General features: G+C 73.6%; 24 protein-coding genes and 1 pseudogene. 16 read left to right on the top strand and 9 right to left on the bottom strand.

Annotated elements, in window-relative coordinates; genetic code table 11:
• Positions 1–91 precede the first annotated feature (91 nt).
• Positions 92–1,063 (bottom strand): GlxA family transcriptional regulator, encoded by a 972-nt coding sequence (locus GA0070613_RS03795; RefSeq protein ID WP_408630971.1) that lies wholly within the window; start codon positions 1,061–1,063, stop codon positions 92–94.
• Positions 1,064–1,133: 70 nt separating this feature from the next.
• Here GA0070613_RS03795 and GA0070613_RS03790 point away from each other — a divergent pair, with 70 nt between their 5' ends.
• Positions 1,134–2,444: an MFS transporter gene (locus GA0070613_RS03790; RefSeq protein WP_089015729.1), complete on the top strand. Its 1,311-nt coding sequence runs from the start codon at positions 1,134–1,136 to the stop codon at positions 2,442–2,444.
• A 197-nt stretch (positions 2,445–2,641) separates the two neighbouring features.
• Positions 2,642–3,727, top strand: a complete 1,086-nt coding sequence (locus GA0070613_RS32645) for an FUSC family protein (RefSeq protein WP_172875753.1) — start codon at positions 2,642–2,644, stop codon at positions 3,725–3,727.
• 64 nt (positions 3,728–3,791) lie between these two features.
• On the opposite strand, the gene GA0070613_RS03780 is transcribed toward GA0070613_RS32645, so the two are convergent.
• Genes GA0070613_RS03780 through GA0070613_RS03770 form a run of 3 tightly spaced genes read right to left on the bottom strand, consistent with a single transcriptional unit; the run spans position 3,792 to position 5,367 of the window.
• Entirely contained in the window at positions 3,792–4,514 is a 723-nt protein-coding gene (locus GA0070613_RS03780; RefSeq protein ID WP_089011011.1) for an RICIN domain-containing protein, read from the bottom strand.
• Between the two features lie 58 nt (positions 4,515–4,572).
• Complete coding sequence (locus GA0070613_RS03775; protein ID WP_089011010.1) at positions 4,573–4,857, bottom strand: DUF427 domain-containing protein; 285 nt, start codon at positions 4,855–4,857, stop codon at positions 4,573–4,575.
• A gap of 39 nt (positions 4,858–4,896) precedes the next feature.
• Positions 4,897–5,367 (bottom strand): aminoacyl-tRNA deacylase, encoded by a 471-nt coding sequence (locus GA0070613_RS03770; protein WP_231929660.1) that lies wholly within the window; start codon positions 5,365–5,367, stop codon positions 4,897–4,899.
• A 93-nt stretch (positions 5,368–5,460) separates the two neighbouring features.
• Here GA0070613_RS03770 and GA0070613_RS03765 point away from each other — a divergent pair, with 93 nt between their 5' ends.
• The 5 genes from GA0070613_RS03765 to GA0070613_RS31875 all read left to right on the top strand — a co-directional run bounded on the left by GA0070613_RS03765 (position 5,461) and on the right by GA0070613_RS31875 (position 10,165).
• Positions 5,461–6,858 carry an FAD-binding oxidoreductase gene (locus tag GA0070613_RS03765; RefSeq protein ID WP_089011009.1) on the top strand — a complete coding sequence of 466 codons (1,398 nt, stop codon included), beginning with the start codon at positions 5,461–5,463 and terminating at the stop codon, positions 6,856–6,858.
• Positions 6,855–8,198 (top strand): class I SAM-dependent methyltransferase, encoded by a 1,344-nt coding sequence (locus GA0070613_RS03760; RefSeq protein ID WP_089011008.1) that lies wholly within the window; start codon positions 6,855–6,857, stop codon positions 8,196–8,198. Before GA0070613_RS03765 ends, GA0070613_RS03760 begins: the two co-directional genes overlap by 4 nt.
• Before the next feature lie 87 nt (positions 8,199–8,285).
• On the top strand, positions 8,286–8,846 hold the full coding sequence (locus GA0070613_RS03755) for a winged helix-turn-helix domain-containing protein (RefSeq protein WP_089011007.1): 561 nt from the start codon (positions 8,286–8,288) through the stop codon (positions 8,844–8,846).
• Entirely contained in the window at positions 8,839–9,699 is an 861-nt protein-coding gene (locus GA0070613_RS03750; protein WP_089011006.1) for an SRPBCC family protein, read from the top strand. Before GA0070613_RS03755 ends, GA0070613_RS03750 begins: the two co-directional genes overlap by 8 nt.
• Positions 9,700–10,006: 307 nt before the next feature.
• Positions 10,007–10,165 carry a hypothetical protein gene (locus GA0070613_RS31875; RefSeq protein WP_197699045.1) on the top strand — a complete coding sequence of 53 codons (159 nt, stop codon included), beginning with the start codon at positions 10,007–10,009 and terminating at the stop codon, positions 10,163–10,165.
• Between the two features lie 42 nt (positions 10,166–10,207).
• Here the strand turns inward: GA0070613_RS31875 and GA0070613_RS31870 are convergent, their stop codons facing one another.
• Complete coding sequence (locus GA0070613_RS31870; RefSeq protein WP_157746268.1) at positions 10,208–10,384, bottom strand: hypothetical protein; 177 nt, start codon at positions 10,382–10,384, stop codon at positions 10,208–10,210.
• A 325-nt stretch (positions 10,385–10,709) separates the two neighbouring features.
• Between GA0070613_RS31870 and GA0070613_RS03740 the strand changes: the two genes are divergently transcribed.
• The 3 genes from GA0070613_RS03740 to GA0070613_RS03730 all read left to right on the top strand — a co-directional run bounded on the left by GA0070613_RS03740 (position 10,710) and on the right by GA0070613_RS03730 (position 13,112).
• Complete coding sequence (locus GA0070613_RS03740) at positions 10,710–11,462, top strand: CHRD domain-containing protein (protein ID WP_157746267.1); 753 nt, start codon at positions 10,710–10,712, stop codon at positions 11,460–11,462.
• Between the two features lie 221 nt (positions 11,463–11,683).
• Positions 11,684–11,911, top strand: a complete 228-nt coding sequence (locus tag GA0070613_RS03735) for a signal peptidase II (protein ID WP_269459030.1) — start codon at positions 11,684–11,686, stop codon at positions 11,909–11,911.
• Positions 11,901–13,112: a sodium:proton exchanger gene (locus GA0070613_RS03730; RefSeq protein ID WP_089011002.1), complete on the top strand. Its 1,212-nt coding sequence runs from the start codon at positions 11,901–11,903 to the stop codon at positions 13,110–13,112. The genes GA0070613_RS03735 and GA0070613_RS03730 overlap by 11 nt, the downstream gene beginning before the upstream one ends.
• Before the next feature lie 76 nt (positions 13,113–13,188).
• Here the strand turns inward: GA0070613_RS03730 and GA0070613_RS03725 are convergent, their stop codons facing one another.
• From GA0070613_RS03725 to GA0070613_RS32895, 3 genes are all read right to left on the bottom strand, one after another.
• Entirely contained in the window at positions 13,189–14,352 is a 1,164-nt protein-coding gene (locus tag GA0070613_RS03725; RefSeq protein ID WP_157746266.1) for a low temperature requirement protein A, read from the bottom strand.
• A gap of 129 nt (positions 14,353–14,481) precedes the next feature.
• Positions 14,482–15,696, bottom strand: coding sequence for an RNA polymerase sigma factor (locus tag GA0070613_RS03720; protein ID WP_089015727.1), 1,215 nt, complete (start codon positions 15,694–15,696; stop codon positions 14,482–14,484).
• Between the two features lie 8 nt (positions 15,697–15,704).
• A complete protein-coding gene (locus GA0070613_RS32895; protein WP_089011000.1) occupies positions 15,705–16,037 on the bottom strand; it encodes a YciI family protein in 333 nt (110 codons plus the stop codon).
• Positions 16,038–16,157: 120 nt separating this feature from the next.
• On the opposite strand from GA0070613_RS32895, the gene GA0070613_RS03710 reads away from it, so the two are divergent.
• From GA0070613_RS03710 to GA0070613_RS03695, 4 genes and pseudogenes are all read left to right on the top strand, one after another.
• On the top strand, positions 16,158–16,391 hold the full coding sequence (locus GA0070613_RS03710; protein ID WP_089010999.1) for a zinc-ribbon domain-containing protein: 234 nt from the start codon (positions 16,158–16,160) through the stop codon (positions 16,389–16,391).
• Positions 16,392–16,620: 229 nt separating this feature from the next.
• Complete coding sequence (locus tag GA0070613_RS03705; protein ID WP_089010998.1) at positions 16,621–17,709, top strand: hypothetical protein; 1,089 nt, start codon at positions 16,621–16,623, stop codon at positions 17,707–17,709.
• Positions 17,706–19,264: pseudogene (locus tag GA0070613_RS34290) on the top strand (hypothetical protein). Before GA0070613_RS03705 ends, GA0070613_RS34290 begins: the two are co-directional and overlap by 4 nt.
• 52 nt (positions 19,265–19,316) lie before the next feature.
• A complete protein-coding gene (locus tag GA0070613_RS03695) occupies positions 19,317–19,955 on the top strand; it encodes a class I SAM-dependent methyltransferase (protein WP_089010997.1) in 639 nt (212 codons plus the stop codon).
• 78 nt (positions 19,956–20,033) lie between these two features.
• Here the strand turns inward: GA0070613_RS03695 and GA0070613_RS03690 are convergent, their stop codons facing one another.
• Positions 20,034–20,984, bottom strand: coding sequence for a S41 family peptidase (locus GA0070613_RS03690; protein ID WP_089010996.1), 951 nt, complete (start codon positions 20,982–20,984; stop codon positions 20,034–20,036).
• A gap of 86 nt (positions 20,985–21,070) precedes the next feature.
• Between GA0070613_RS03690 and GA0070613_RS03685 the strand changes: the two genes are divergently transcribed.
• Both GA0070613_RS03685 and GA0070613_RS03680 read left to right on the top strand, forming a co-directional pair.
• The gene (locus tag GA0070613_RS03685) at positions 21,071–21,586 is read left to right on the top strand and encodes an ArsR/SmtB family transcription factor (protein WP_231929657.1); all 516 of its coding nucleotides are present in this window, start codon (positions 21,071–21,073) and stop codon (positions 21,584–21,586) included.
• Between the two features lie 147 nt (positions 21,587–21,733).
• The gene (locus GA0070613_RS03680; protein WP_172875750.1) at positions 21,734–24,001 is read left to right on the top strand and encodes a putative bifunctional diguanylate cyclase/phosphodiesterase; all 2,268 of its coding nucleotides are present in this window, start codon (positions 21,734–21,736) and stop codon (positions 23,999–24,001) included.
• The last annotated feature ends 54 nt before the right edge of the window (positions 24,002–24,055 follow it).

Below are 24,055 nucleotides of genomic sequence, written 5' to 3'. Positions count from 1 at the left end.
CTTGCAGTTGGTGCCTCGGCAAAAGCCGCAAACAGGCCATCGGAGGGGCCCCAACTGCAAGATCGCGAGAGCGGGGAGTGGGGAGTGGGGGTCAGGAGGTGTGGCGGAAGGTGCGGCGGTAGGTGGCGGGGGCGACGCCGAGGCGGTGGTGGAAGTGCTGGCGCAGGGCGGCGGTGGTGCCGAAGCCGGCGTGGCGGGCCACCTGGTCGACCGTCAGGTCGGTGGTCTCCAGCAGCAGCCGGGCGTGCTCGGTGCGCTGCTGGAGCAGCCACTGCGCCGGGCTCAGCCCGGTCTCCGAGCGGAAGTGCCGGGTGAAGGTGCGTACGCTCATCCGGGCGTGCGCGGCCAGGTCGCGCAGCGCGACCGGCTCGTGCAGCCGTTGCCGGGCCCATTCCCGGGTCGCCGCGGTGCCCGTCACCACCGCCCGGGGGACCGGCCGCTCGATGTACTGGGCCTGGCCGCCGTCCCGCCACGGCGGCATCACGCAGCGCCGCGCCGCCCGGTTGGCCACCTCGCTGCCGTGGTCGGTGCGGATGACGTGCAGGCAGAGGTCGATGCCGGCGGCCACCCCGGCCGAGGTGAGCACCCCGTCGTCGATGAAGAGCACCTCCGGGTCCAGGTCGACGTCCGGGTGCAGCCGGCGGAACAGGCTGGCGTACGCCCAGTGGGTGGTGGCCCGACGGCCGTCGAGGAGCCCGGCGGCGGCCAGCACGAAGGCTCCGGTGCAGATCGACATGATCCGGGCGCCCCGCTGGTGGGCCGCCTGGAGTGCCGCCGCGACGTCCGGGTCGAGCGTGCCGTCGGTCATTGGGGGACCGCCGTGGATGCCCGGGACGACCACCGTGTCGGCGGTCTCGACCAGTTCCAGCCCGTGGTCGGGGAGGACCTGGAAGCCGGCGGTGCTGCGGACCGGCCGACCGCCCGGGGTGCAGGTGTCGACGGTGTAGAGCTGCGCCAGGTCGCCGGTGCGGGCGGTGCCGAAGACCTGGGACGGGGTGCCGAGGTCGAGGCCGACCACCTGGTCGACGGCGAGCACCGCGATCCGGTGCGGGGCGAGGGTCATGGCCCGATTATTGCGCATGATGGCTTTCCGGCCACTCGTCGTTCCGGCCGAGGTTGCCGAGACTCGTACCGTGACCCGATACCGCCGTCTCCACCCGGCCTGGTCCGTCGCCGCCGTCGCCTTCGTGGCGCTGGTCGGCGCGGCCGGCTTCCGCGCCACGCCCGGGGTGCTGCTGCACCCGCTGCACGCCGAATTCCGCTGGCCGCTGGCGACCATCTCCGCCGCCGTCTCGGTCAACCTCATGCTGTACGGGCTGACCGCGCCCTTCGCCGCCGCGCTGATGGACCGCTTCGGCATCCGCCGGGTGGTGGCCGGCGCGCTGGTGCTGGTGGCCCTCGGCAGCGGGCTGACCGTCTTCATGACCGCGAGCTGGCAGCTGATCCTCTGCTGGGGCGTCCTCGTCGGGCTGGGTACCGGGTCGATGGCGCTGGCCTTCGTGGCGACCGTGACCGGGCGCTGGTTCGTCCACCGGCGGGGCCTGGTGACGGGGGTGCTGACCGCGGGCGGGGCCGCCGGGCAACTGGTCTTCCTGCCGCTGGTCGCCGTGCTGGTCCGCGACCACGGGTGGCGGGTGGCGGCGCTCGTCGTCGCCGGGGCCGCCCTGGCGGTCGTACCGCTGGTGGTCTGGCTGCTGCGCGAGCACCCGGCGGACCTCGGGCTGCCGGCCTACGGCGCGACCGAGGTGGCGCCCCCGACGCCGCCGGCCGGCGGCGCGGCGGCCCGGGCGGTCGGCGCGCTGGCCCAGGCCGCCCGGACCCGGCCGTTCTGGCTGCTCGCCGGCGGCTTCGCCATCTGCGGCGCGACCACCAACGGCCTGGTCGGCACGCATTTCGTGCCGGCCGCGCACGACCACGGCATGCCGGAGACGACCGCCGCCGGGCTGCTCGCCCTGGTCGGGCTCTTCGACATCGTCGGCACGGTGGCCTCCGGCTGGCTCACCGACCGGATGGACAGCCGGCTGCTGCTCGGCATCTACTACGCGCTGCGCGGCGCGTCGCTGCTGATGCTGCCCGCCCTCTTCGCCGGCACCGCCGAGCCGAGCATGCTGGTCTTCATCGTCTTCTACGGCCTGGACTGGGTGGCCACCGTGCCGCCCACGGTGGCGCTGTGCCGGGAATACTTCGGCGCCTCCGGCGCGGTGGTCTTCGGCTGGGTCTTCGCCGCCCACCAGGTCGGCGCGGCGATCGCCGCCACCGGCGCCGGACTGGTCCGCGACCGGCTCGGCGACTACGCCCTGGCCTGGTACGTGGCCGGCGCGCTGTCGATCGGCGCGGCCGGGCTCTCGCTGCTGTTGCGCCGGCGGGGGCCGGTCGCCGTCCCGGTGCCGCCGATCCCGGCCGCCGTGCCGGCCGGGCCCCGCGCCTGGAGCTACCGGGGCTGAGCGGCGGCGGTTCGGGCCGACGCCGAACCTGTTCCCGCCCTCTGCGCCGGCTGGCGTGGCTACCTTGACGGTATGGAGACCGCGGAGCCGTGCCGGCGGACCGACCTCCGGCGCCCCGGGGTCGGTGCCGCCGGGCTCGGGCCGTCCCCGGTGGGTGAGCCGGCGGAAGGTGGCTCGCCGACCAACCGCCGATCCGGGTGATCCGGCGTCCGGACCGGCTCACGCCGACCCTGCGTTCGGCGCTCGACGCCGCCAGCCCCGGGCCCCTGCGGCACCGGCTACGCCAGGCGGTGCCGGTGATCGCCCAGTGCTCGGTCACCGCCGGCGCCGCCTGGTGGATCGCCGGGTCGATATTCGGGCACCAGGCCCCGGTCTTCGCCGCATCCGCGGCGGTGGTGTGCCTGGCGGCCGGCGTGGGCGGGCGCGGCCGTCAGGCCGTCGACCTGCTCGCCGGCGTGCTGGCCGGGGTCGCGGTGGGGGAGCTGTTCCGGCTCGTCGGCATAGGGACCGGGCCGTGGCAGACCGTGCTGGCGGTCGCCCTGGCGATGGTGGCGGCCGCGATCATCGATGCCCGACCGCTGGCGTACATCCAGTCCGGTGCCGCCGTGCTGTTCGTGCTGACCCTCGCCCCGGCGGGGAGATCGCTGGGACATCTGTTGGACGCCGCGGTGGGCGGCGCGCTCGGCCTGCTCGGCAGCCAGGTGCTGTTCAGTCCCGATCCGCTGAAGCTGGTCGCGGCGCCGGTGCGGGAGATTCTGCACGCCACCGCCGACGCCCTGCGTACCGCCGCCGAGGCGCTCGGCCGCAACTCGTCGCACCTGGCGGCGACGGCCTGCGACCGGGCCCGGGACGCCCACGCCCGGCTCGGTGGGCTGGCCCGGGCGCGCCTGACGGCCCGGCGGGTGACCGCGCGGACGGTACGCGGGCACCGGCGCGCCGCCCGGGTGCGTCAGGTCGACGATCGGCTCAGCGACATTGATGTCCTGGTCGCCGCCGCCCTCCTGCTGTGCGAGAACGTGCGGGAGCGGATCAGGACGGGTGAGGAGAATGCCCCCGACCGGTTGCCTGATCAGCTCCTCGGCCTGGCCGCCGGACTGGACGAGCTGGCTGGGCGGCACCTTCCGGCGGTGGGCGAGGTGACGGCCGACGGGGTCGGGCCGCGAGGACCGGCGCGTCCCGCCGTGGGGCCCCGCTCCGGCCTGGAGCGGGCGGGGTTCGACGTGCACCTGCACGACGCCACGGGAGCGCTGGACCGGCTGCGCTCGGCGACCACGGCCGACTGAGCGGGCCGCGACGGCGGGGCACGTCGGTCCCGGCGGCTTCCCGGCGTGGCCGCAGTGGCCCTGGTCAGCCCACCGTCCACTGCTGCTCGGGCGCCCCGGTGCAGGCGGCCTGTTCGAGCTGGTCACCAGCCTCGGTGCCGGCGTCGTGCACCTGGGCGCACTTGCCGCTGTGCACGGCGACCAGCAGCACCGGACCGGCGCCGGCCGGGGTGAGCCGCCACTGCTGGTTGGGCTGGCCGTTGCAGGACCACTGCACCACGTCCGTGCCGTCGTCGGTGCCCTGCCCGTAGACGTCCAGGCACTTGCCGCTGGCCGCGTTGGTCAGGCTGAACACGTCGGCGGCGACCGCCGTCGCCACCCACTGCTGCTCCGGGCCGCCGGTACACCCGGCCAGCTCCGCATGCGCGCCCTCGGGGTCCTCGTCGCTCACGCCGACACAGAGGCCGGAGGCGGCGGCCCGGAACACCTTCGGCCCGGCGGCCGGTGCCGGCGGGGTGGTGGGCGCGGGGGTGGGCGACGGCGCGGGCGGGGTGGTCGGCGCGGCCTCGGTGGTCGGCGCCGCCTCGGTCGGCCCGTCGGCCGGCCGGGTGGGCGCGGCCGCCGCGGGCAGCACCGGCTCGTCGTCGCCGCCGCCGAGCACGCCGGTGGCGAAGAACGCCCCGAGCAGTACGCCCACCAGCGCCACCCCCAGCGCGATCCGCATCAGCGGGTCCCGCGGCAGGCCGGGGCGGGCCGCGCGGCGGGCGCCGTACACGGTGCCGGGCGGGTCGGTGTGCGGGTCGGACATGGGGGCATCCTGACCCACGGCGACCGCCGCTGGCCAGTCGCCCCGGTGTCGGGGTGACTCAGTCGACGACCCGGACGTCCTTCCAGAAGGCCACCCGGTCGCGCACCATCTCCGCGTCCGGCTTGGGGTCCGGGTAGTACCAGACCGCGTCGGCGCTGGTCTCCCCGTCGTGTTCGAGCGTGTAGTACGAAGCGGTGCCCTTCCACGGGCAGACGGTGTGCGTGGCGGAGTCGCGGATCAGCTCGACGCGCAGCGCCGCGCGGGGGAAGTAGTGGTTGCCCTCGACCACCACGGTGTCGTCACTCTCGGCGACGATCAGGTCGTTCCAGACGGCTTTCGGCATGACCCCACGCTATGCCGGCCCCGCGGCGGCGGCCAGCGGTCAGCGGGCGGGCTCGGGATCGGTGACGTCGGCGACCGTGGCCGCCAGCGCCGTGACGGCGGCGTCTGCGTCCACCGCGACGGCCACCCCGGGCTCGCCCGCGCCGAGGGTGATCTCCCGGCCGCGCAGCCGCTCGTCGGCGACGACCGGCCAGGCGGTGGTCGAGCCGAACGGGGTGATGGTGCCCCGTTCGTAGCCGGTGGCGGCCCGGGCGGCCTGGGCGTCCGGCATGGACAGCCGGCTCACCCCGAGCAGGGCGCGCAGCTTGGGCCAGGAGACGACCCGGTCGCCGGGGGTGAGCACGAAGAGGTGGTCGTCCTCGCCCCGGCGTACCACGATCGTCTTGACCACGTCGGGGACCGCGACGCCGCGGGCGGCGGCGGCCTCGGCGAGGCTGCGGACCGGTCCGTGCCGGATCACCCGGTACGGCAGGCCGGCGGCGTCGAGGGCGGCGAGCGCGGGGGACGACATGCCCGCCACGGTAACCCGGCGGCCCGGTGCCGGACGCGAAATGGCCACCGTGGACATCCCACCGAACTGGCGGGTGAGGCGTAGTGTGATCACATGCGCTCGGAGCGTGTGGATCATCCGGTTGACCATGATCAGGCGGTGGACACGCTGCGGCGGTCGTACGCCGCGGTGCCACCCGGCGAGCCGGTACGGCTGGCCAAACGCACCTCCAACCTGTTCCGGCCCCGATCCGCACCGCGGACCCCGGGGCTGGACGTCAGCGGCCTGAACGGCGTGCTCGCCGTCGATCCGGCCGCCCGCACGGCCGACGTGCAGGGCATGTGCACCTACGAGGACCTGGTCGACGCGACCCTGCCGCACGGGCTGATGCCGCTGGTCGTGCCGCAGTTGCGCACGATCACCCTGGGCGGCGCGGTGACCGGGCTGGGCATCGAGTCCACCTCCTTCCGCAACGGGCTGCCGCACGAGTCGGTGCGGGAGATGGACGTGCTCACCGGGGCGGGCGAGATCCTCACCGTCCGGCCCGAGGGCGAGCACGCCGACCTGTTCCGGGCCTTCCCCAACTCGCTGGGCAGCCTCGGCTACGCCACCCGGCTGCGCATCGAGCTGCAACCGGTCCGCCGGTACGTGGCGTTGCGCAACATCCGGTTCAACCGGCTGGAGGAGCTGACCGACGCGATCCGTGACGTGGTGGCCAAGGGCGAGTGGGCCGGTGAGCCGGTCGACGCGATGGACGGGGTGATGTTCAGCCCCGGCGAGGCGTACCTGGTGCTCGGGACGTTCAGCGACGACGCGGAGCCGCCCAGCGACTACACCGGCCAGGACATCTACTACCGCTCGCTGCGCCGGCGCACCCGGGACACCCTCACCACGTACGACTACCTCTGGCGCTGGGACACCGACTGGTTCTGGTGCTCGGCGGCGTTCGGGGTACAGCACCCGGTGGTCCGCCGGCTCTGGCCGGCCCGGTACCGGCGCAGCGACTTCTACCACCGGCTGGTCCGGTTGGAGCACCGCCACCAGGTGGCCGCCCGGGTCGACCGCTGGCGCGGCCGGCCGGCCCGGGAGCGGGTGGTGCAGGACGTCGAGATCCCGCTCGACGGCACCGCCGACTTCCTGCGCTGGTTCGCCCGGCAAGTCGGGATGAACCCGGTCTGGCTCTGCCCGCTGCGGCTGCGTGAACCGGCCGGTCCGGGATCCGCCCGGGCCTGGCCGCTGTATCCCCTCCAATCGGGCGAAACCTATGTAAACATCGGCTTCTGGGGAAGCGTGCCGATCGCCGAGGGCGCCGCCGACGGCGACGTCAACCGGGCGATCGAGCGCGCGGTGTCGGAGGCGGGCGGACACAAGTCGCTCTACTCCGACGCGTACTACGACCGCGCGGCGTTCGACCGGCTCTACGGCGGGGAGACCTGGCGCGCGGTGAAGGACCGATACGACCCGGACCACCGGCTCACCGGACTCTACGAAAAGGCGGTAGCAAGGCAATGAGCCTGATCGACCGTGAACAGGGGGCGGCGAACGCCCCGTCCAGCCCGCCGGCGGGAGGCCGGCACACGGGACCGACCGTGGCGGAGGTGGTCCGCGCGGTGACCACCGGCGCGCTGCCGGTCCGGGTCACCGGCTACGACGGCAGCGCCATCGGCCCGGCCGACGCCGGGATCACCCTGTCCATCCGTTCCGAGCGGGGCCTGTCGTACCTGCTGACCGCCCCCGGCGACCTGGGCATGGCCCGGGCGTACGTCAGCGGCGACCTGGGGCTGGACGGCGTCCACCCGGGTGACCCGTACGAGGCGCTGCGGGTGCTCAAGGACGAGATGCCGCTGCGGTTGCCGCCGGTGGCGGAGGCGCTGGCCCTGGTCCGGGGCCTCGGCTGGGAGCGGCTGATGCCGCCGCCGCCCCCGCCGCAGGAGGCGTTGCCGCGCTGGAAGCGGGTGATGAACGGGCTGCGGCACTCCCGCACCCGGGACAGCACCGCGATCTCCCACCACTACGACGTGTCGAACGCCTTCTACGAGAAGGTGCTCGGCCCGTCGATGACGTACACCTGCGCGGTCTTCCACAGCCCCGACGACACCCTCGAGCAGGCCCAGCAGGCCAAGTACGACCTGGTCGCGAACAAGCTGGCGCTGAGGCCGGGGATGCGGCTGCTCGACGTCGGCTGCGGCTGGGGCGGCATGGTCCGGCACGCCGCCCGGGAGTACGGCGTCAAGGCGCTCGGGGTGACCCTGTCGAAGGCGCAGGCCCAGTGGGCGCAGGCGGCGATCGAGCGGGAGGGGCTGGGCGAGCTGGCCGAGGTGCGGCACCTGGACTACCGGGACGCGCCGCGCGAGCAGTTCGACGCGATCTCCTCGATCGGGCTGACCGAGCACATCGGGGTACGCAACTACCCGGCGTACTTCGGGGCGCTGCGCAACCGGCTGAAGCCGGGCGGGCGGCTGCTCAACCACTGCATCACCCGAGCGGACAACCGGGCCCCGCACCGCTCCGGCGCGTTCATCGACCGGTACGTCTTCCCGGACGGCGAGCTGGCCGGGCCGGGCCGGCTGATCAGCGAGATCCACGACGCCGGGCTGGAGGTGCACCACGAGGAGAACCTGCGGCAGCACTACGCGCTGACCCTGGCCGGCTGGTGCCGCAACCTGGTCGAGCACTGGGACTTCTGCGTCGACGAGGTGGGGCCGGGCACCGCCCGGGTGTGGGGGCTCTACATGGCCGGCTCGCGGCTGGGCTTCGAGCGCAACGGCATCCAGCTGCACCAGGTGCTGGCCACCCACAACGGCCCGGACGGCGTGAACGGTTACCCGCTGCGCCCCGACTGGACGCCCTGACGATCTGACGAGAGGGACGGCCGCGCGGCCGTCCCTCTCGTCGTTCCTATTGACAAAGAAGTTTTGTACGTACAAGCTGATTTTGCCATGAGAGACGTCCTGTACCTGGAGCAGATCGAGCAGGCCGAGGCCCTGCTCAAACCGCAGCGTGTCGAGGTGCTGCGGCAGCTCGCCGAGCCCGGCACCTGCACCGAGATCGCCGCCCGCCTCGAGCAGACCCCGCAGCGGGTCTACTACCACGTCAAGCAGCTCGTCGCCGCCGGCCTGGTCGAGCAGGTGTCGACCCGCAAGGTGCGCGGCATCAGTGAGGGCATCTACCAGGCTGTGGCCCGGTCGTACTGGCTGTCGCCGCGGCTGGTCGGGCGGATCGGCGGGCTGCGCCGGGCCCGTGACGAGCTGAGCCTGGGCTACCTGCTCGACCTCATGGAGGAGGTTCAGGCCGACGTCGCGGCCCTCGACCGCACCGCGCCCGAGCTGCCGTCGATCGGTGTCTCCGGCGAGATCCGGGTGCCGGCCGAGCGGCGCCAGGAGTTCCTGCACGACCTGCAGTCGACGCTGCGGGACCTGTTCACGCGCTACGGGGGCGCCGAGGGGGACGCCTTCAAGCTCGCCGTGGCCTGCTACCCGAAAGGCGACAACCATGAGTGACCTGCTGACCGTGCGGGCCCGCCTCGCCGCTCCGGCCGAGACCGTCCGCCACGCCCTGACCGACCCGGCCGAGCTGCGCGTCTGGCTGGCCGAGCACGCCGAGGTCGAGCTGCCCGAGCGGTACTCGTTCTGGGGCCGCTTCACCCCCGAGGGCGACGCGCCGCACCAGCGGCTGCTCCACGCCGACGAGCACATGCTGCGCTTCGCCTGGCCGCTCGACGGGGTGGAGACCACCACCGAGTTCGAGCTGACCCCGGAGGGCGAGGCCACCGTCCTCACCCTGCGGCAGAGCCACTTCGACTTCGCCGAGGCGATGAGCGGCAGCAGCATCCGCGGGGTCCTGCAGACCTTCTGGGCCCTGGGCATCGCCAACCTGGCCGCCCACCTGGAGGGCCGGCCGCTGCTGCCCCGCACCGACTTCACCTCCGCCGACCTGCGCGGCGAGCTGACGATCGCCGCGCCGATGGACCGGGTGTGGCAGTCGCTGACCGACTCGGAGCAGGCAAGCGCCTGGTTCGGCTACCCGATCGGCATCGAGCCCTGGGTCGGCGGCCGGTACGCCATGGGCGGCTTCGAGTCCGGGTACGCCGCCAAGGTGGTCGACCTGGAGCCGGGCCGGAAGCTCTCCGTCGACTGGGGACCGACCGGGATCAGCACCTGGGAGCTGGCCGAGTCCGCCGGGAAGACCAAGCTCACCTTCGTGCAGAGCGGCTTCGACGAGGGCAACCCGCCGTACGCGGCCTGGACCGGGTCGGTGGCCGGGCTGGCCGAGCTGCGCCGCTACCACGAGATGGCGGACTGGCAGCCGATCTGGCTCTCCGTCGACATGCCGACGGCTGGCGCGACAAGCTGACTACGGATCCGAGGGTTAGGGGTTCGAGTCTCTTCGGGCGCACAGCATGATCAAGGCCGTGAACAGCGGAAACGCCGGTCACGGCCTTGATCCTTTCCCGGGATGCGGCGTGATCCACCACCATGTGGGAGGTTGGTACTCCGATGGTGGTCCCTTGTCACTGCTGTTTCGGCGGGGTTCGTGCCGATCCGTACTGACCGGTGATTATGGGTGTCGCCCGGTCTGGGTCATGGCCGGGTGGCGGCGGGCCGGCTCACGGGTGGCTGTCCACTATCGCCAGGACTGTGGATCTTCGCTTGCTGAGGTGGTGCCGGAGCGGTCAGCCGCGGACGTGGCGTTCGTGCCCGGCGCCCAGTTCTTCGCTGTGAACCCGGATTCGACCACGCTGCGGCTGTCGTTCACTACGCACAACCCCGCGGAGATCGCCGAGGGCATGCGCCGCCTCGCGACGGTTCTCCGGGACTGAGTTCCGCCGCTCGCCGGAGGTGCCGTCGGGAACGATGGCGCCTCACCAGTCGCGGTGCTCCAGGAAGCGGCGCTCGTGGTCGATCTCCGAGCGGATGGCCGCCTCCGCCGTCTCGGCCAACGCGTCGTAGAAGGCCCGCTCCGGCGAGCCCTCGGCCAGCGTCGCCGCGACGGCCCGGCTCCAGTCGCGCTGCTCGACGTCCTCGGGGGAACGGTTCATCGACCGGGCCTTCCCATCCGCCGCTCCGCACCGGGACGGGGCCGCCCTTACCGTCCCGGCGCGCTCCTTGCGGCATGAGCAGCCGCATATCACCCGATCCAGCCCCGAAATATCCCTGACCGCCAGATCAGGGGAGTCGCCACCCGTACCCGCCATAACGTGGGAAAATTTCACCAAAGGGGGCGCCGACTCGGCCCGAGTGCCGAAGTCCTCGAGAACTCCCATTTCCGCGGTGAACGGCGCCTTCACGCCTGCGCGCCCCACGGATGGTCATCGCCGTCGGTGAATCCGGGCCCAGGCGTCATCTAGGGAAGGAGCAGCAGTGATGGTGGGACGTACCCGACTCTTGGCGGTGGCGGTGGCGGTGGCGGTCAGCGCGGCGGTGGCGGGCACCGCCGTGGGAAGCGCGGCCATGGGCGACGGACGCGACTCGCACGACTCCCGCGACTCGCACGACTCTTTCGACTGGCGGGACGCAGGCAACCAGGACGGGCGAGACCGGGGCGACGAGCGGGACCGGGAGACGGTGCGGGCGAAGCTCAGCGGATTCGAGGAGGACCCGAAGCCGATCTCGACGCCCGGCTCCGGCCGGTTCGAGGCCAAGATCGACGAACGGGACAAGGAGATCAAGTTCCGGCTGAGCTACGAGGACCTGAAGGACGTCCAGCAGGCGCACATCCACTTTGGGGGGCGGCACCAGAGCGGCGGCATCGCCGTGTTCCTGTGCTCGAACCTGAAGGACATGAAGGGTGGCCCGTCGAAGGACGTCCAGCCCTGCCCCGAGGCCCCGGCCACGATCGAAGGGACCATCAAGCCCGATGACGTGATCGGCCCCGCCGACCAGGGCATCGAGCCGGGTGAGTTCGACGAGCTCGTCGATGCGATCGAGGCCGGCGTCACGTATGCCAATGTGCACACCAAGAAGTTCCCGAACGGCGAGATCCGCGGCCAGATCAAGAGTGACGACCGGGACAAGAAGGACGACGACGACTGGGGCCGGGACAAGGACGACCACGGCAAGGACAAGGACGACCACGGCGACAAGGACGACCACGGCAAGGACAAGAGCGACGACTGACGGTCGCGCTCACCCGACCGGCTGAACGTCCGACCCGGCATGACGGGCCGGGCGTTCAGCCATGCGTGGCGCCAGCGCTGCACAGGCAACCCGGATGACCAGCCAGGCGATCGCGGCGATGTCGCCGCCGTCGACCGGTGCCCCTATCGACGACCGTCTCGGCGCGCTGGACCGTCACGTCGCGGATCGGTTACTGACCCGTCCTGGTCAGAGTTCGGCATTTGCTCGACCGGCTCTTCCGCGCCCCAGGGGTGGGCCAAGGTGAGGTCGTGGACTTCCTGCATCTCGACTGGTGGCCGACGTTCAATCGCGCCGACAGGGCCCCGGTCCGGGGCGTCGCCGTTGCGGTACTGCTGAGCCTGCGCAACGTGCCGCTCACCGCCGCTCCGTCCGTGGGCGGCGACGCGGTCCACCTCGGCGGCACCGGCGGCGGCCGTGATGGGCGCTGAGGTCGAGACCACCGTCACCGGTCGGGGCGCCGGGGCTCGTATCGCCCTCGCGGTGGCGGTCGCCGCCCCGGCAGTGATCATGCGGCTGGCCGGGGTGGAGTTGCCGCCGGTGGCGGCGGTGGCAGTTTTCGGCGCCGCCGTGCTCGCCTCGGTGGCGCTGCTGATGTGGGCCTCGGAGGCCGCGCGGGTGGACATCTCCGGCAGCCTCGCGCTGGCCATCCTGGCGTTGGTGGCGATCCTGCCCGAGTATGCGGTGGACATCTTCTTCGCCTACACCGCCGGTCACGACCCGGCGTACGCCGCCTACGCCACGGCGAACATGACCGGCGCGAACCGCCTGCTCATCGGGGTGGCCTGGCCGCTGCTGGTCGTCTTCGCGATCGTCGCGGTACGCCGCTGCGGCGTCCGCGGCGAACGCAACGCCGTGACCTTGCTGGCACACCGCCGTACCGAGATCGTGTTCCTCGCCGTCGCCACCAGCTACGCCCTGGTCATACCGCTGACCGGCCGGCTGGCCTGGTACGACGCGCTGGTGCTCGGTGGGCTGTTCGCCGCCTACCTGTGGCGGATCCGCGGCAAGGAGGAAGCCGACGAAGAACTGGCCGGCGTGGCAGCCACCATCGCTGTTCAGCCGACCACCCGCCGGCGTGGCCTGGTCGCCGCGCTGTTCGTCGCCGCCGGGATGATCATCCTGGCCGCCACCGGACCCTTCGCCGACGCCCTCGTCGGTGCGGGCGCCGACCTGGGCATTGACGAGTTCCTGCTCGTCCAGTGGCTGGCCCCGATCGCCTCCGAAGCGCCCGAGGTCATCGTCGCGATCATGTTCGCCCTGCGTGGACGCGCCGACGACGGCATGGGCGCACTGCTGGCCGCGAAACTCAACCAGTGGACCCTGCTGATCGCCTGCCTGCCGGTCGCCTACTACCTCGGCGGCGGAAAGTTCGCCGGGTTGCCGCTGGACGCCCGCCAGACCGCGGAACTCGTGCTCACCTCCGCCCAGACGCTGCTCGGCGTGGCCGTCCTGACCGACCTGCGACTGGCTCGCGGTGAAGCCGCCCTGCTGTTCGGCCTGTTCGCCGTCCAGTTCGTGCTGCCCGCACCGAACATCCGTTACGTCATCGCTGTCGCCTACACCGCGCTGGCCGTCGTGCTGCTCATCCGGCAGCGTCGCCACGTCCCCGAGCTGATCAAGTCCCTGTAACACCGATCGGATCGCCGGCTGGTTGTCCAACCCGAAGCCGTCGCTACCGATGAATGGCCCAGCGGCGGGCTGGTTGTCAGCCCGCTGGGGCGCCCGGCGGAGTCGGGGTGCTTGGATTGCGGCGCCAGCCGGCGACGTCGCCGGCGGCAACCCCGAGGAGGATCGCCACCATCGTCGCGGCGACCGCCAGCGGCGGTACGGCGATCATCACGGGAGTGACGGCCACCAGCACGGCGAGCCCGATCCGTCGGGAGTACGCGACCCGGCTGAACACGGTGTACTCCAGGCGGGCCCGGCCAAGCAGGAACAGCACCGGCCCAGCCATGATCGCCGCGGTCCAGGACGCGTTCGGGCGCGCCAGTGGCTGGGCGATGACGAGCCGGTCAGCGACGCTGACGGTGATGGTGGCTGCCGCGATGAGGAGATGGGTGTACGCGGTGGAGCGGCCCAGGTGTGCGGGATTCGGCGACCGGGCGAGCGCCTGGGACATCAGCTCACCTGCCCGGTAGATGTAGATCCGCCAGAGCAGACCGGTGACGGCGAAGGAGATCACCAGCGCCACCACACTGTGGAGACCGAAGTCGCTCGCCCCGAAGGTGGTTCCGGCGACGATGATGGTGCCGCCGAGAGCGACGATGACGACCTGTCGGAACCGCTCGGACATGTGCGCCGCAGCGAGCCCCCACTCTGAGATCGGGGATCGGCCGGCCCAAGGGGTGGGATAGTCGAGTCGGGCCGCAACATAGTCCATGGTGATGGCGAGCGCCCACAGAGCCAGCCGCAGCCCCCCGCTGCTCGCGGCGCCGAGCAGCCAGGGCACGGCCGACACGGCGAACCAGAAGAGCGTACGCAGGCTCGGGCGGCGCAACTCGTGGCGGCGCAGGACGACCACCAGGTACAGACTGCGCCCCAGCTGAACGGCGACGTACATGCCGGCGAAGAACCAGCCGCGGCGGCCGACGGCGTCCGGCACCGCGGATGCCAGGACGAGGCTGCCCAGCATGATCCCGATGACGGTCAGCTGGGTCGAGGCCCGTTCCGGATCCAGCCGGTCCGTCATCCAGACCGTCATCATCCAGATCCACCAGACGGCGGGCAGCAGCACGATCGCCTCCACCAGGTCCGACCAGTCCAGCTCGTCGATCAGGCCCTGGGAGACGCGGTCGAGCGCGAACACGAAGACCAGGTCGAAGAACAGCTCGAGAAATGTCACGTGCTGCGGGCTGGTGGGATCGCGCAACACTCCAGCGTCGCTCGCCGGCATCGGCATGCCCTTCCGAGAGTCGGTCGCTGTTCCGCGCCCGGCTGTCGTACCACGTTCAGGGACGTCGCCGAGCCGAAACGGCTCGCCCGCCCGTGCCGCGCGCGGTCACGGGCCGCCGACGGTCAGGCCGTCGGCGCGCTTGACCAGTGCCGTGCGTTCGGCGGCGGAGTTCACCAGGGCCGCGGCGGCCCGGAACAGCGCGGCGGCGCGGGCGGGGTCACCCCCTCGGGCGGTGAACTCGGCCTCCGCCGCCAGCGCCGGCGGGTAGCCGTCGAGCGCGCCGCCCGCGCGGGCCTCGGCCAGCAGCGCCAGCCCGGCCGCCGGGCCGGACGCGAAACCGTGGGCCACCGCCCGGTTGAGCCGGATCACCGGGGTCGGGCGGAGCCGCGCCAGCTGGTCGTACCAGTGGGCGATGGCCGGCCAGTCGGTGTCGGCGGCGGTCGGCGCGGTGGCGTGGCAGGCGGCGATCCGGGCCTGGAGGGCGTACGGACCGTGGCCGGCCCGGTCCAGCAGCGACCGGCCCTCCGCGATGGCGGCGTGGTCCCAGCGGGATCGGTCCTGCTCGTCGAGGGTGAGCAGGTTGCCGCCGGCGTCGCGGCGGGCCGCCCGGCGGGAGTCGTGCAGCAGGAACAGCGCGAGCAGCCCGGCTGCCTCCGGCTGCGCCGGCATCAGCTGGTCCAGCAGCCGGGCCAGCCGGATCGCCTCCGCGGCGAAGGCGGGCTCGCCGTCGGCGTCGTACCCCCGGGTGAAGAGCAGGTAGAGCACGGCCAGGACGCCCGGCAGCCGCTCGACCAGCGCGGCCCCGGTCGGCACCCGGTACGGGATGCCGGCCGTGGCGATCTTCGTCTTGGCCCGGGTGATCCGCCGGGTCATGGTGGACTCGGTGACCAGGAAGGCGCGGGCGATGTCGGCGGTCGGCACCCCGGCCACGGTGCGCAGCGTCAGCGCCACCCGCGCCTCCAGGGCCAGCGCCGGGTGGCAGCAGGTGAAGATGAGCCGCAGCCGGTCGTCCACCACGTCCCCTTCCGGCTCGGCCGGCGCCCGCTCCGGGTCGGTGAGCAGCGCCAGGTCGCGCAGCCTGCGGCGTTCCACGGTGGCCCGGCGCAGCACGTCCAGGGCCCGGTTCCGGGCGGCCGTCAGCAGCCAGCCGCCCGGATTCGCCGGTACGCCGTCGCGGGGCCAGCGCTCCAGCGCCGTGGCCAGCGCCTCCTGGGCGCAGTCCTCGGCGAGCGTCCAGTCCCCGGTGACGCGGATCAGCGTCGCCACGATCCGCGGGTACGCCTCGGCACCCGCGACGGCGACCGCCTCGGCCGCGTCGATCACCGGCGTCAGTCCAGGTCCACGAGGGGCCGAAGCTCCAGCCGGCCGCTGTACGCCATCGGGTGGGCGCGGGCCACCTCGATCGCCTCGTCCAGGTCGGCGCACTCGAGCAGGTCGAAGCCCACGATCACCTCCTTGGTCTCGGCGAACGGGCCGTCGGAGAGGAGCAGCTCCCCGTCGCGTACCCGGACGGTGGTGGCGGCCGACGCCGGCCCCAGCACGCTGCCCATGAGGCGCTGGCCCTTGCCGTCCCGCTCGGCCACCCACTCGTCGATGTCCGGGGCGGCGGTCGGGTCGGCGTCCGGCTCGGTGTCGGTGCAGACGAACATCAGGTACTTCATCGGTGCGCTCCTCCATGTCGTGGTTGCAGCAGCATGACGAACGGCACGCGCGGATCCGGACACCTGCCTACCAGAATTTTCGGTGGTGATTTTTCGGGCCCGGCTGGGTACTGCCGGACGATGCTCTTCATCTTCGGGCTCCGTACCAAGGTCGACCAGTCCGGTGTCGTCACCCAGGTCTGCCGCAACTGCGGCAACCAGGCCGCCCAGGTGATCACCCGCCGGGCCACCAAGTTCACCCTCTTCTTCGTCCCGTTGATCCCGGTGCGGACCCGGTACACCCAGCAGTGCACCTTCTGCGGCGCCGAGTACGACATCGCCCGGGCCGAGGCGCAGCGCCTCCCGGTCGGCTGACCATGGCCCGTTTCCTCTGCTGGCTGATCGGCCGGCAGCCGGTCGTCCCGGCCACCGCCCCGGTGCACACCGTCTCCCGGCCGCCCTGCACGCCCGGCCGTCGGCGCCGTCGTCGCAGCCGGCCGTCGGCCGGCGCCGAGTCCCCCCGCTCGCCCTGGAACCGCTCCGCCGGCCGCTGACCGGCCTGTGATCTTCAGCCCCGTACGAAGAACGCCTATCCTGGCGGATCATGACGAGCAGCGCCGAGCGACTGGCCCAGATCCGCGGCGGGGTGTCGCCCCGGCGGCACAACGCGCGGACCATCGCCGCGTTGACCGGCAACCCGGGCTGCACTCGCCGGGCCGTGCTGGACAGCGCGGGGGTGGACAAGCCGAAGCTGGCCGAGCGGATCGGCTTCCCGGCCCGGTTCGGCCAGTCCCGCTTCGCCATCACCCGTGGCAACGCGTTCGAGGCGCAGGTCAAGGCCGACGGTGGGGTGGAACTCCTGCGGCTGGTCGCCGAGCGGCTGGGCGTACCGGTGCCGGCGGGGGCGAGCTGGACGGACCTCGGTGGCGCCGAAGACCTGCCGGACCGGCACGAGCGGTCCCGGGCGGCGCTGACCGACCCGGGCGAGGGCGCGGCGCTCTTCGACCATCCGCTGCTCGGCCTGGACGTGGCCGGCCAGCGGGTGCACCTGGAACCGGACCTGGTCGCCGCCCGGCTCGCCGGCCGGTTCCACGTCGTGGAGATCAAGTCCTTTCCGGTGATCGACGGGCAGGCCGACCCGGTGAAGGTCTCCGCCGCCGCCATCCAGTCCGCCGTCTACGTGCTGGCGCTGCGCCAGCTGCTCGCCGCCGAGGGACACGACCCGGAGCAGGTGTCGCCCGACGTGGTGCTGGTCTGCCCGCGCGACTTCGCCAACCAGCCGGTGGCCAGCCTGCTCGACGTCCGCAAACAACTGCTGGTGCTGCGTCGCCAGCTCGACCGGATGGCCCGGATCGACGCCCTGCTCGCCGACGTGCCGGCGGACTTCACCGCCGACCTGACCGCCGACCCGGCCACGCTGGTCGCCGCGCTGTCCCGCGTGGAGGCCCGCTACGCGCCGGAGTGCCTGGCCGCCTGCGAGCTGGCGTACTTCTGCCGGCACGAGGCGCGCGGGCACACCACGGCGCTGGGCCGCCCGGTCCGTGAGGCGCTGGGCGGGATCGCCGAGGTGTCCGACGTGCTGGCGCTGGCCGAAGGCGTTCGCACCCCCGAGCCGGAGCAGGGGGAGGCCGCCGCGCTGCTGCGCGCCGCCGCCCGCCTGCGCGCCGACGCCCGGACCGGAAACCCCGCATGAGTACGCTGCGCGCCCTCGCGAAGGCGCAGGCCCTCGCCGCCGGGGTGGCCCAGCCGGTCGCCACCGTCCGGCACCTGCACCTGGCGGAACGCCCGCTGGTGCTGGTGCCGCTGGCCATGGCCGGCGAGGCGAACGCCCCCCTGGCGGCCCTGGTCGGCGCGGCGCCGGACGAGGCGCGGCTGCTCATCGTGCCGCAGCCCCGCAACCGCCAGCAGCGGTTCGCCTTCGCCGCCGAGCTGGCCGGCATCGTGCTGCCGTACCTCGACACGTTCCGGGGCGTCGCCGAGGCGGTGCCCACCGACCGGGGCCGGGACGTCCGCCACCGGTACGTCGACGCGCCGCAGCTGCTGGTGCCGAACCCGGCCGGGGTCACCTTCCTGCGGCTGCTCGGCCGCTCCACCCGGTTCCGGCGGCCCGACGGCGACCACCCGGTGCACCCGTCGGTGCCGCTGCTCGGCCGCTGGCTGACCTTCTTCGCCGAGCGGGCCGAACACCCCGGCTCGGCGGCGCTGCTGGCGATGACCGAGGCGTTGACCCTGCACTGGGCGACCGGGCAGAGCCCGGTGGAGGACCTGCACCTGCCGGCGCTGCTCGGCTGGATCGCCCACCGGCCGGGCTGACCGGCGCGGAGGCGGCCGCCCGGGCCGAGGACCCGGCGGTCTGCCCGCCGGCCGGCCCGGCCACCGACCCGGACTTCGACAACAAGTGCCTCGCCCCGGCCATCGCCGCGTACGCGGACGCCGAGGCGGACCCGGTCGCCCGCGCGGCGGCGTACGCGGAGCTGGAGCGCCTGCTGCGCGACCAGCTCGCGCCCACCTGGGAGCTGATGTGGCGCGGCGTGGGGCTGCTGCGCGCCCTGCCACCGGGGGCCCGGGTGGCCGGCCGGTGGGACGGCGACAAGGACGCCTTCACCGGGTACGCCGAGCACGTCGACGCCGGTGGCGGCCCGCAGCCGCGCCGGGACGGCGCGGTGGCCGCCGCCGTGCGCCTGCACCGGCTGGAACGCGCCCTCACCTCGTACGCGGTGCAGCGCGCCTACGACGATCCGCTGGTGATGGCCGAGCACCGGCTGACCGGGGAGGCGTTCGTCGGCGAGGTGACCTTGGTCGATCCGAAGCGGGTGGACGACACCGGCAAGCGGCCCGTGCTGCGCCCCCGGATCCAGGTGGTCACCGCCGAACCGGTGCTGGTGCCGGTCGGGGCGACCCTGTACTCGCCGACCCGCCCCGCGCAGAAGGCCCGGGTGGCCTTCGTGACGCCGGGCGCGGACGGCAAGACCGAGGTGGTGCTGGAACTGTCCGGCGGGATGGGCCGGGGGTTGGCCGCGCCGCCGGGCAGCGTGCCGGAGGTGGGGGAGCGGCTCTGCTTCACCACCCTCTCGGACGCCTTCCTGCCGGCGGGGAACTTCCCCGCGGCGGAGGAGACCCCGTGGACGCATGGTGGGCCGCCTGCCGCCGCGGCGCCGGCGGACGGGCCGGCGGCTTACGTCGATGGCGGTTCCGAGGTCGCCACTCCCGGAGGCGACGACGGTGAACCGGCGGAGGAGTGGGCCTGAGGTCGCGGCAGGCATCCCGGCCATCCACGGTGGACCGTGCCATATTGGCCCGATGAGCGGTGGTCACGATCGGGTTCGGCGCAGCTACGACACGGTGGCCGAGGAGTACCGGTCGCGGCTCGCCGACGAGCTGGCGGGCAAGCCGTTGGACCGGGCGCTGCTGGCGGCGCTGGTCGAGGAGGCCGGGCCGGGCGTGGTCGTCGCCGACCTGGGCTGCGGGCCCGGGCACGTCACGGCCTGGCTCGCCGGGCACGGTGTCCGCGCGGTGGGGATCGACCTGTCGCCGGAGATGGTGGCGGTGGCCCGGCGCGCGTACCCGGCGGCGGAGTTCCGCGAGGGTGACCTGCTGCGGCTGCCCGCCGACGACGGCGAGTTCGGCGCGGCTGTGGCGCTCTACTCGGTCATCCACCTCGACCCGGGGGAGCTGCGCCCGGCCTGCGCGGAGCTGCGGCGGGTCCTGCGCCCCGGCGCACCGCTGCTGGTCGCGGTCCACCTCGGCTCCGAGGTCCGGCACCTGGACGAGTGGTGGGGTCACCGGGTGGACGTGGACTTCCACTTCTTCGCGGCCGAGACGGTGGTGGCGGCGCTGACCGACGCCGGGCTCGCGGTCGAGGCGCGGCTGGAGCGGGTCGCGTACCCGCAGGAGGCGGCGACCCGCCGCCTCTACGTGCTGGCCCGCCACCCCGGGTAGCCACGTCACCCGCCAAAAGCGGCCGGCGGAGGTCCGCCCCGTCGTCCCACCGGGCCGGACCGTGGCCGTCGGTCCGCTTCAGAGACCGGCCAGGGCCTCGCGCGCCTCGTCCGCCGTCGACCGCCGTGGGTCGTCGGCCAGGAGGGCCTCCAGTGCCTTCCGGTACGCCACGTCGCGCGCCTCGGCGGCGGTGACCGGGACGTCCGGGGCCACCCCGCAGCCCTCCCAGTTGGTGCCGCTCACCGGGTTGACCGGCCGGGCGACCGGCACGGTGACCTCCAGGTGCGGGTGGGCCCGGTACCCGGTCCGGGGATGTGCCCCACCCCTGGTCCGCTCGCCGACCACCGTGGCCCGGCCGAGTTGCTGGAGGTCGTACGCCAACTCCTCGCCCCCGGAGAAGGTCTCCGGGCCGGTGAGCACGAGGACCGGCTTGTCGACGGCGTACCGCGGAACGGGCAGGTACGCGGCGCTCCAGGACTGGCGGGCCCCGCCGGTCCGGTCGTGCATCGTGAGCAGGTGCGCCGGCTCGGCGAAGAACCAGCCGCAGACCAGCGCGGCCATGTCCGGGCTGCCGCCCCGGTTGCCGCGCAGGTCAAGCAGGAGCGCGTCGGTGTCGACGAGCAGGCGCAGCGCCGCCATCATGGCGTCCCCGCCGAGCTGCGGCGGGAACAGGTACGGCCGGATCTCCAGCAGGCCGACGTTGCCGGCCAGGCGTTCGACCCGGGCCACCCCGCTCATGGTGGCGGCGGCCAGCGGAGCCCACGCGTCCTGGTCGGGCTCCTCGTCCCGGTCGGGCAGCGCCGTGACGTGGTGCTTGAGCCGCAGGTGCAGGTCGCCGTTAACCGACTGGAGGTCCTCGGTCACCAGCTCCGCGAGCGTGCGCGGGTCGGGGACGTGGGCGTACCGGCCGGCGCGGAGCCGGTCGCCCAGGTGCGCGGCGACCTGCTCGGCGACCTCGGGAAAGACGTAGTGCTCGGCGACCAGCTTCGCGGTCCGCTCCACGACCTCGGCGATCTCGTCCTGTCGCATCGGTTGCCCCCGATCGTGTTCCACTGTGGGATTCGCAGTACAGCAGCCAGATTGACAAAGCGTCAAGAGAAATGGACGCTTTATCGGTGACCGAGGAGATCCCCGACGAGGTGCTGGAGGTCCGCACCCCGGCCCACTTCAAGGCGCTCGCGCACCCATTCCGCCACCGGCTGCTCTTCGCGCTGGGCAGGCGGCCCGCCACCATCAGCCAGCTCGCCACCGGCCTCGGTACAGCCAAGGGCACCGTGGCCCACCACCTCAAGGTGTTGGCCGAGGCCGGCATGGTCCGGGTCGGTCACTCACGGCAGGTGCGCGGCGGCACCGAGCAGTACCACGAGCGCACCTTCCGCCGGATGATCGGCGAGGCGGGCGACCTGGACGCCACCGCCGCGCTGCTCAACGCGGTCGCCCAGCAGATCGCCACCGACCGCGACCCGCTGCTGCACCTGCGCCACCTCCGGCTCACCCCCGCCCAGGCGGACCGGCTCCGGGCCACCCTGGACGACCTCGTCGGCGGCGCAGAGGAGGCCGGCCCGGACGCGCCCCGGTACGGCGTGCTGGTCGCCCTCTACCGGCAGGGCGACAGCGGGTCACCGTCCTGATCGGGCGGGTGACGGTTGCCGATCGGCTCTGGCGGCGGCATCGGGCGGTGACTACGCTTGCGGCGTTCGCCGCCCGTGACCGGTCCTCATCGTCGAGGGTGCACGTCTGAGAGAGAGCCGGAGCGAATAGTTGTGCTGCCGCAGGACGTGAGCCACGCCGTCGTGGCCCGTCCCACGCTGTCCGGCCGCGTCGGTCTCGTCGCGGCCGCGGTCGTCGTACTCGGAGAAGCCGGCTGGCTGGTGGCCGGGCTGCCCGGCGCGGCCGAAGTCAGCGACCTCGGCGCGGTGGCGGTGGCGGGCTGGGCGGCGGTCGCCTGTGTCGGCGTGGCCCGTCGGCACCCGCCGACGCTGCGCCGGTTCTGGACGCTGCTCGCGGTCACCATGGCGCTCGCCGCGCTCGGCCGGATCCTGTGGACGGTGGAACGGCTCGGTGGCCGGGAGCTGCCCCACACGCCCCTGATCGGCGGCATCTTCACCGCCGGCATCGTCACCGGCACCGCCGCGCTGCTCTGCTCGCTGGCCGCCCCGCGCAGCCTGGTCGGGCAGGCCCGGACCCTCCTCGACGGGGTGATCGTCGGGCTGGCCCTGATCCCGATCGGCTGGGTGGTGGTGTTCCGCGACGTCGCCGCCGCCGACCTCACCGACCCGATGCGCACCCTCGGGCTGCTCTATCCGATGTTCGACCTGATCCAGCTGACGATCCTGGTCGCGGTCGCCGGGCCGTTCCGGCCCATGTGGCGCGCGTGGGCGGTGATCGGGGCCAGCCTCGCCGCCCGGGCCGCGGCCGACGCCGGCTACGTCTCGCTCGTCGTGCACGGCAGCTACGCCCCCGGCCACCCGATCGACGTGTGTTGGCCGCTGAGCTACCTGCTGATCGGTGCCGCCACCGCATACCGGCCGCCCGCCGGCGGCGACGGCGGCGAGGAGACCGCCGAGTCGCCGCTGCCGCCCTGGTGGCGGGTGGCCCTGCCGTACCTGCCGGTCGGCGGGGCGATCGTCGCGGTGGTGCTCGCCCGCCGGCCCACCGGCCAGACCCCGCACCTGGTCTTCCTCGGCATGATGGCGCTGCTCGGCGTGCTGGCGCTGCGCCAGGGGCTGGCCGCCAACGAGAACCTGCGGCTGGTGGCCCGGCTGCGCCGGCTCGCCTACGCCGACCAGCTCACCGGCCTGCCCAACCGGCTGACCTTCAACCGGCGGCTGCGCCGCGCCCTGCGCGACGAGGCGCCGGTCGCCGTACTGCTGCTTGACCTGGACGGGTTCAAGCAGGTCAACGACCGCTTCGGGCACGCCACCGGGGACCGGCTGCTGGCCAGCATCGCCGAGCGGATGCGGGACGCCACCGGCACCGACGGGATGATCGCCCGGCTCGGCGGCGACGAGTTCGCGGTGCTGGTCGAGCCCGACCGCCCGCCGGAGCGGCTCGCCGAACGGCTGCTCACCGCCCTGGAGCCGCTGCCCGGCGAGGAAGACTTCGGCCTCAACCCGTCGGCGAGCATCGGCATCGCCGAGTACGGGCCGCAGCACACCTCCCACACCGACCTGCTCCGCGACGCCGACATTGCCATGTACGCGGCCAAGGCGGCCGGCAAGTCCGCCTACCAGACGTGCACGCCGGCACTGCGCGAGTCGGCGGTGAGCCGCGCGGAGCTGATCGCCGACCTGCGCCGCGCCGTCGAGGAGGGGCAGCTGCACCTGGAGTACCAGCCCATCGTCGACCTGGCCACCGGCGTGGTCCGTAGCGCTGAAGCGCTGGTCCGCTGGCGGCACCCCCGGCTCGGGGTGTTGGCCCCGGCGAAGTTCCTGCCGGTGGCCGAGGAGACCGGGCTGATCCTGCCGGTCGACCGTTGGGTGATCCACGAGGCGTGCCGGGCCGCGGCCGCCTGGCGGGAACGCGCGCCCCAGGTGACCGTCGCGGTGAACATCGCCGCCGCGCACCTGCGCCGGCCCGACCTGATCGCCACGGTCCAGGCCGCCACCGCCGGCGCCGGCCTGCCACCGTGCGCGCTCACCCTGGAACTCACGGAGTCGGCGCTGATCGAGGGGAGCGACGCGGTGCTGGACCAGCTGCGCCAGCTCCGCGAGCTGGGCATCCGGATCGCCATCGACGACTTCGGCACCGGCTACTCCTCGCTGAGCTACCTGCACCGGATCCCGGCCACCGAGCTGAAGGTCGACCGCTCCTTCGTGGCCCGGCTGGGCGCCGAGGACCCGCGGGCGTACGCCACGGTGGACATGGTCAACCGGCTCGCCGCCGCGTTCGACCTGGCCGTGGTGGCCGAGGGGGTGGAGACCGACGCGCAGCACGCGGCCATCACCGCGATCGGCTGCGTCCACGGTCAGGGCTTCCGGTACGGCCGCCCCGCCCCCCTGCCGGAGCTGCTGGCCACGCTGACCCCGGTCGACGTCACCCGTTGACCGGCAACCCGGCCCGTCCGACACAGGCCGAAGGTCCCGACCGGGACAGGGGGT

This window comes from Micromonospora inositola (assembly GCF_900090285.1).
Taxonomy (GTDB): domain Bacteria; phylum Actinomycetota; class Actinomycetes; order Mycobacteriales; family Micromonosporaceae; genus Micromonospora; species Micromonospora inositola.
This window is presented reverse-complemented; position numbering and strand designations above follow the sequence as displayed.

Coding starts and splice junctions, on each gene's coding strand:
- GA0070613_RS03710 (WP_089010999.1), top strand. CDS start 16,158: ATGCTCTTCATCTTCGGGCTCCGTACCAAGGTCGACCAGTCCGGTGTC.
- GA0070613_RS03740 (WP_157746267.1), top strand. CDS start 10,710: ATGGTGGGACGTACCCGACTCTTGGCGGTGGCGGTGGCGGTGGCGGTC.
- GA0070613_RS03750 (WP_089011006.1), top strand. CDS start 8,839: ATGAGTGACCTGCTGACCGTGCGGGCCCGCCTCGCCGCTCCGGCCGAG.
- GA0070613_RS03765 (WP_089011009.1), top strand. CDS start 5,461: ATGCGCTCGGAGCGTGTGGATCATCCGGTTGACCATGATCAGGCGGTG.
- GA0070613_RS03705 (WP_089010998.1), top strand. CDS start 16,621: ATGACGAGCAGCGCCGAGCGACTGGCCCAGATCCGCGGCGGGGTGTCG.
- GA0070613_RS03695 (WP_089010997.1), top strand. CDS start 19,317: ATGAGCGGTGGTCACGATCGGGTTCGGCGCAGCTACGACACGGTGGCC.
- GA0070613_RS03780 (WP_089011011.1), bottom strand. CDS start 4,514: ATGTCCGACCCGCACACCGACCCGCCCGGCACCGTGTACGGCGCCCGC.
- GA0070613_RS31870 (WP_157746268.1), bottom strand. CDS start 10,384: ATGAACCGTTCCCCCGAGGACGTCGAGCAGCGCGACTGGAGCCGGGCC.
- GA0070613_RS03795 (WP_408630971.1), bottom strand. CDS start 1,063: ATGACCCTCGCCCCGCACCGGATCGCGGTGCTCGCCGTCGACCAGGTG.
- GA0070613_RS03730 (WP_089011002.1), top strand. CDS start 11,901: ATGGGCGCTGAGGTCGAGACCACCGTCACCGGTCGGGGCGCCGGGGCT.
- GA0070613_RS03760 (WP_089011008.1), top strand. CDS start 6,855: ATGAGCCTGATCGACCGTGAACAGGGGGCGGCGAACGCCCCGTCCAGC.
- GA0070613_RS03690 (WP_089010996.1), bottom strand. CDS start 20,984: ATGCGACAGGACGAGATCGCCGAGGTCGTGGAGCGGACCGCGAAGCTG.
- GA0070613_RS03770 (WP_231929660.1), bottom strand. CDS start 5,367: ATGTCGTCCCCCGCGCTCGCCGCCCTCGACGCCGCCGGCCTGCCGTAC.
- GA0070613_RS03755 (WP_089011007.1), top strand. CDS start 8,286: ATGAGAGACGTCCTGTACCTGGAGCAGATCGAGCAGGCCGAGGCCCTG.
- GA0070613_RS03775 (WP_089011010.1), bottom strand. CDS start 4,857: ATGCCGAAAGCCGTCTGGAACGACCTGATCGTCGCCGAGAGTGACGAC.
- GA0070613_RS32895 (WP_089011000.1), bottom strand. CDS start 16,037: ATGAAGTACCTGATGTTCGTCTGCACCGACACCGAGCCGGACGCCGAC.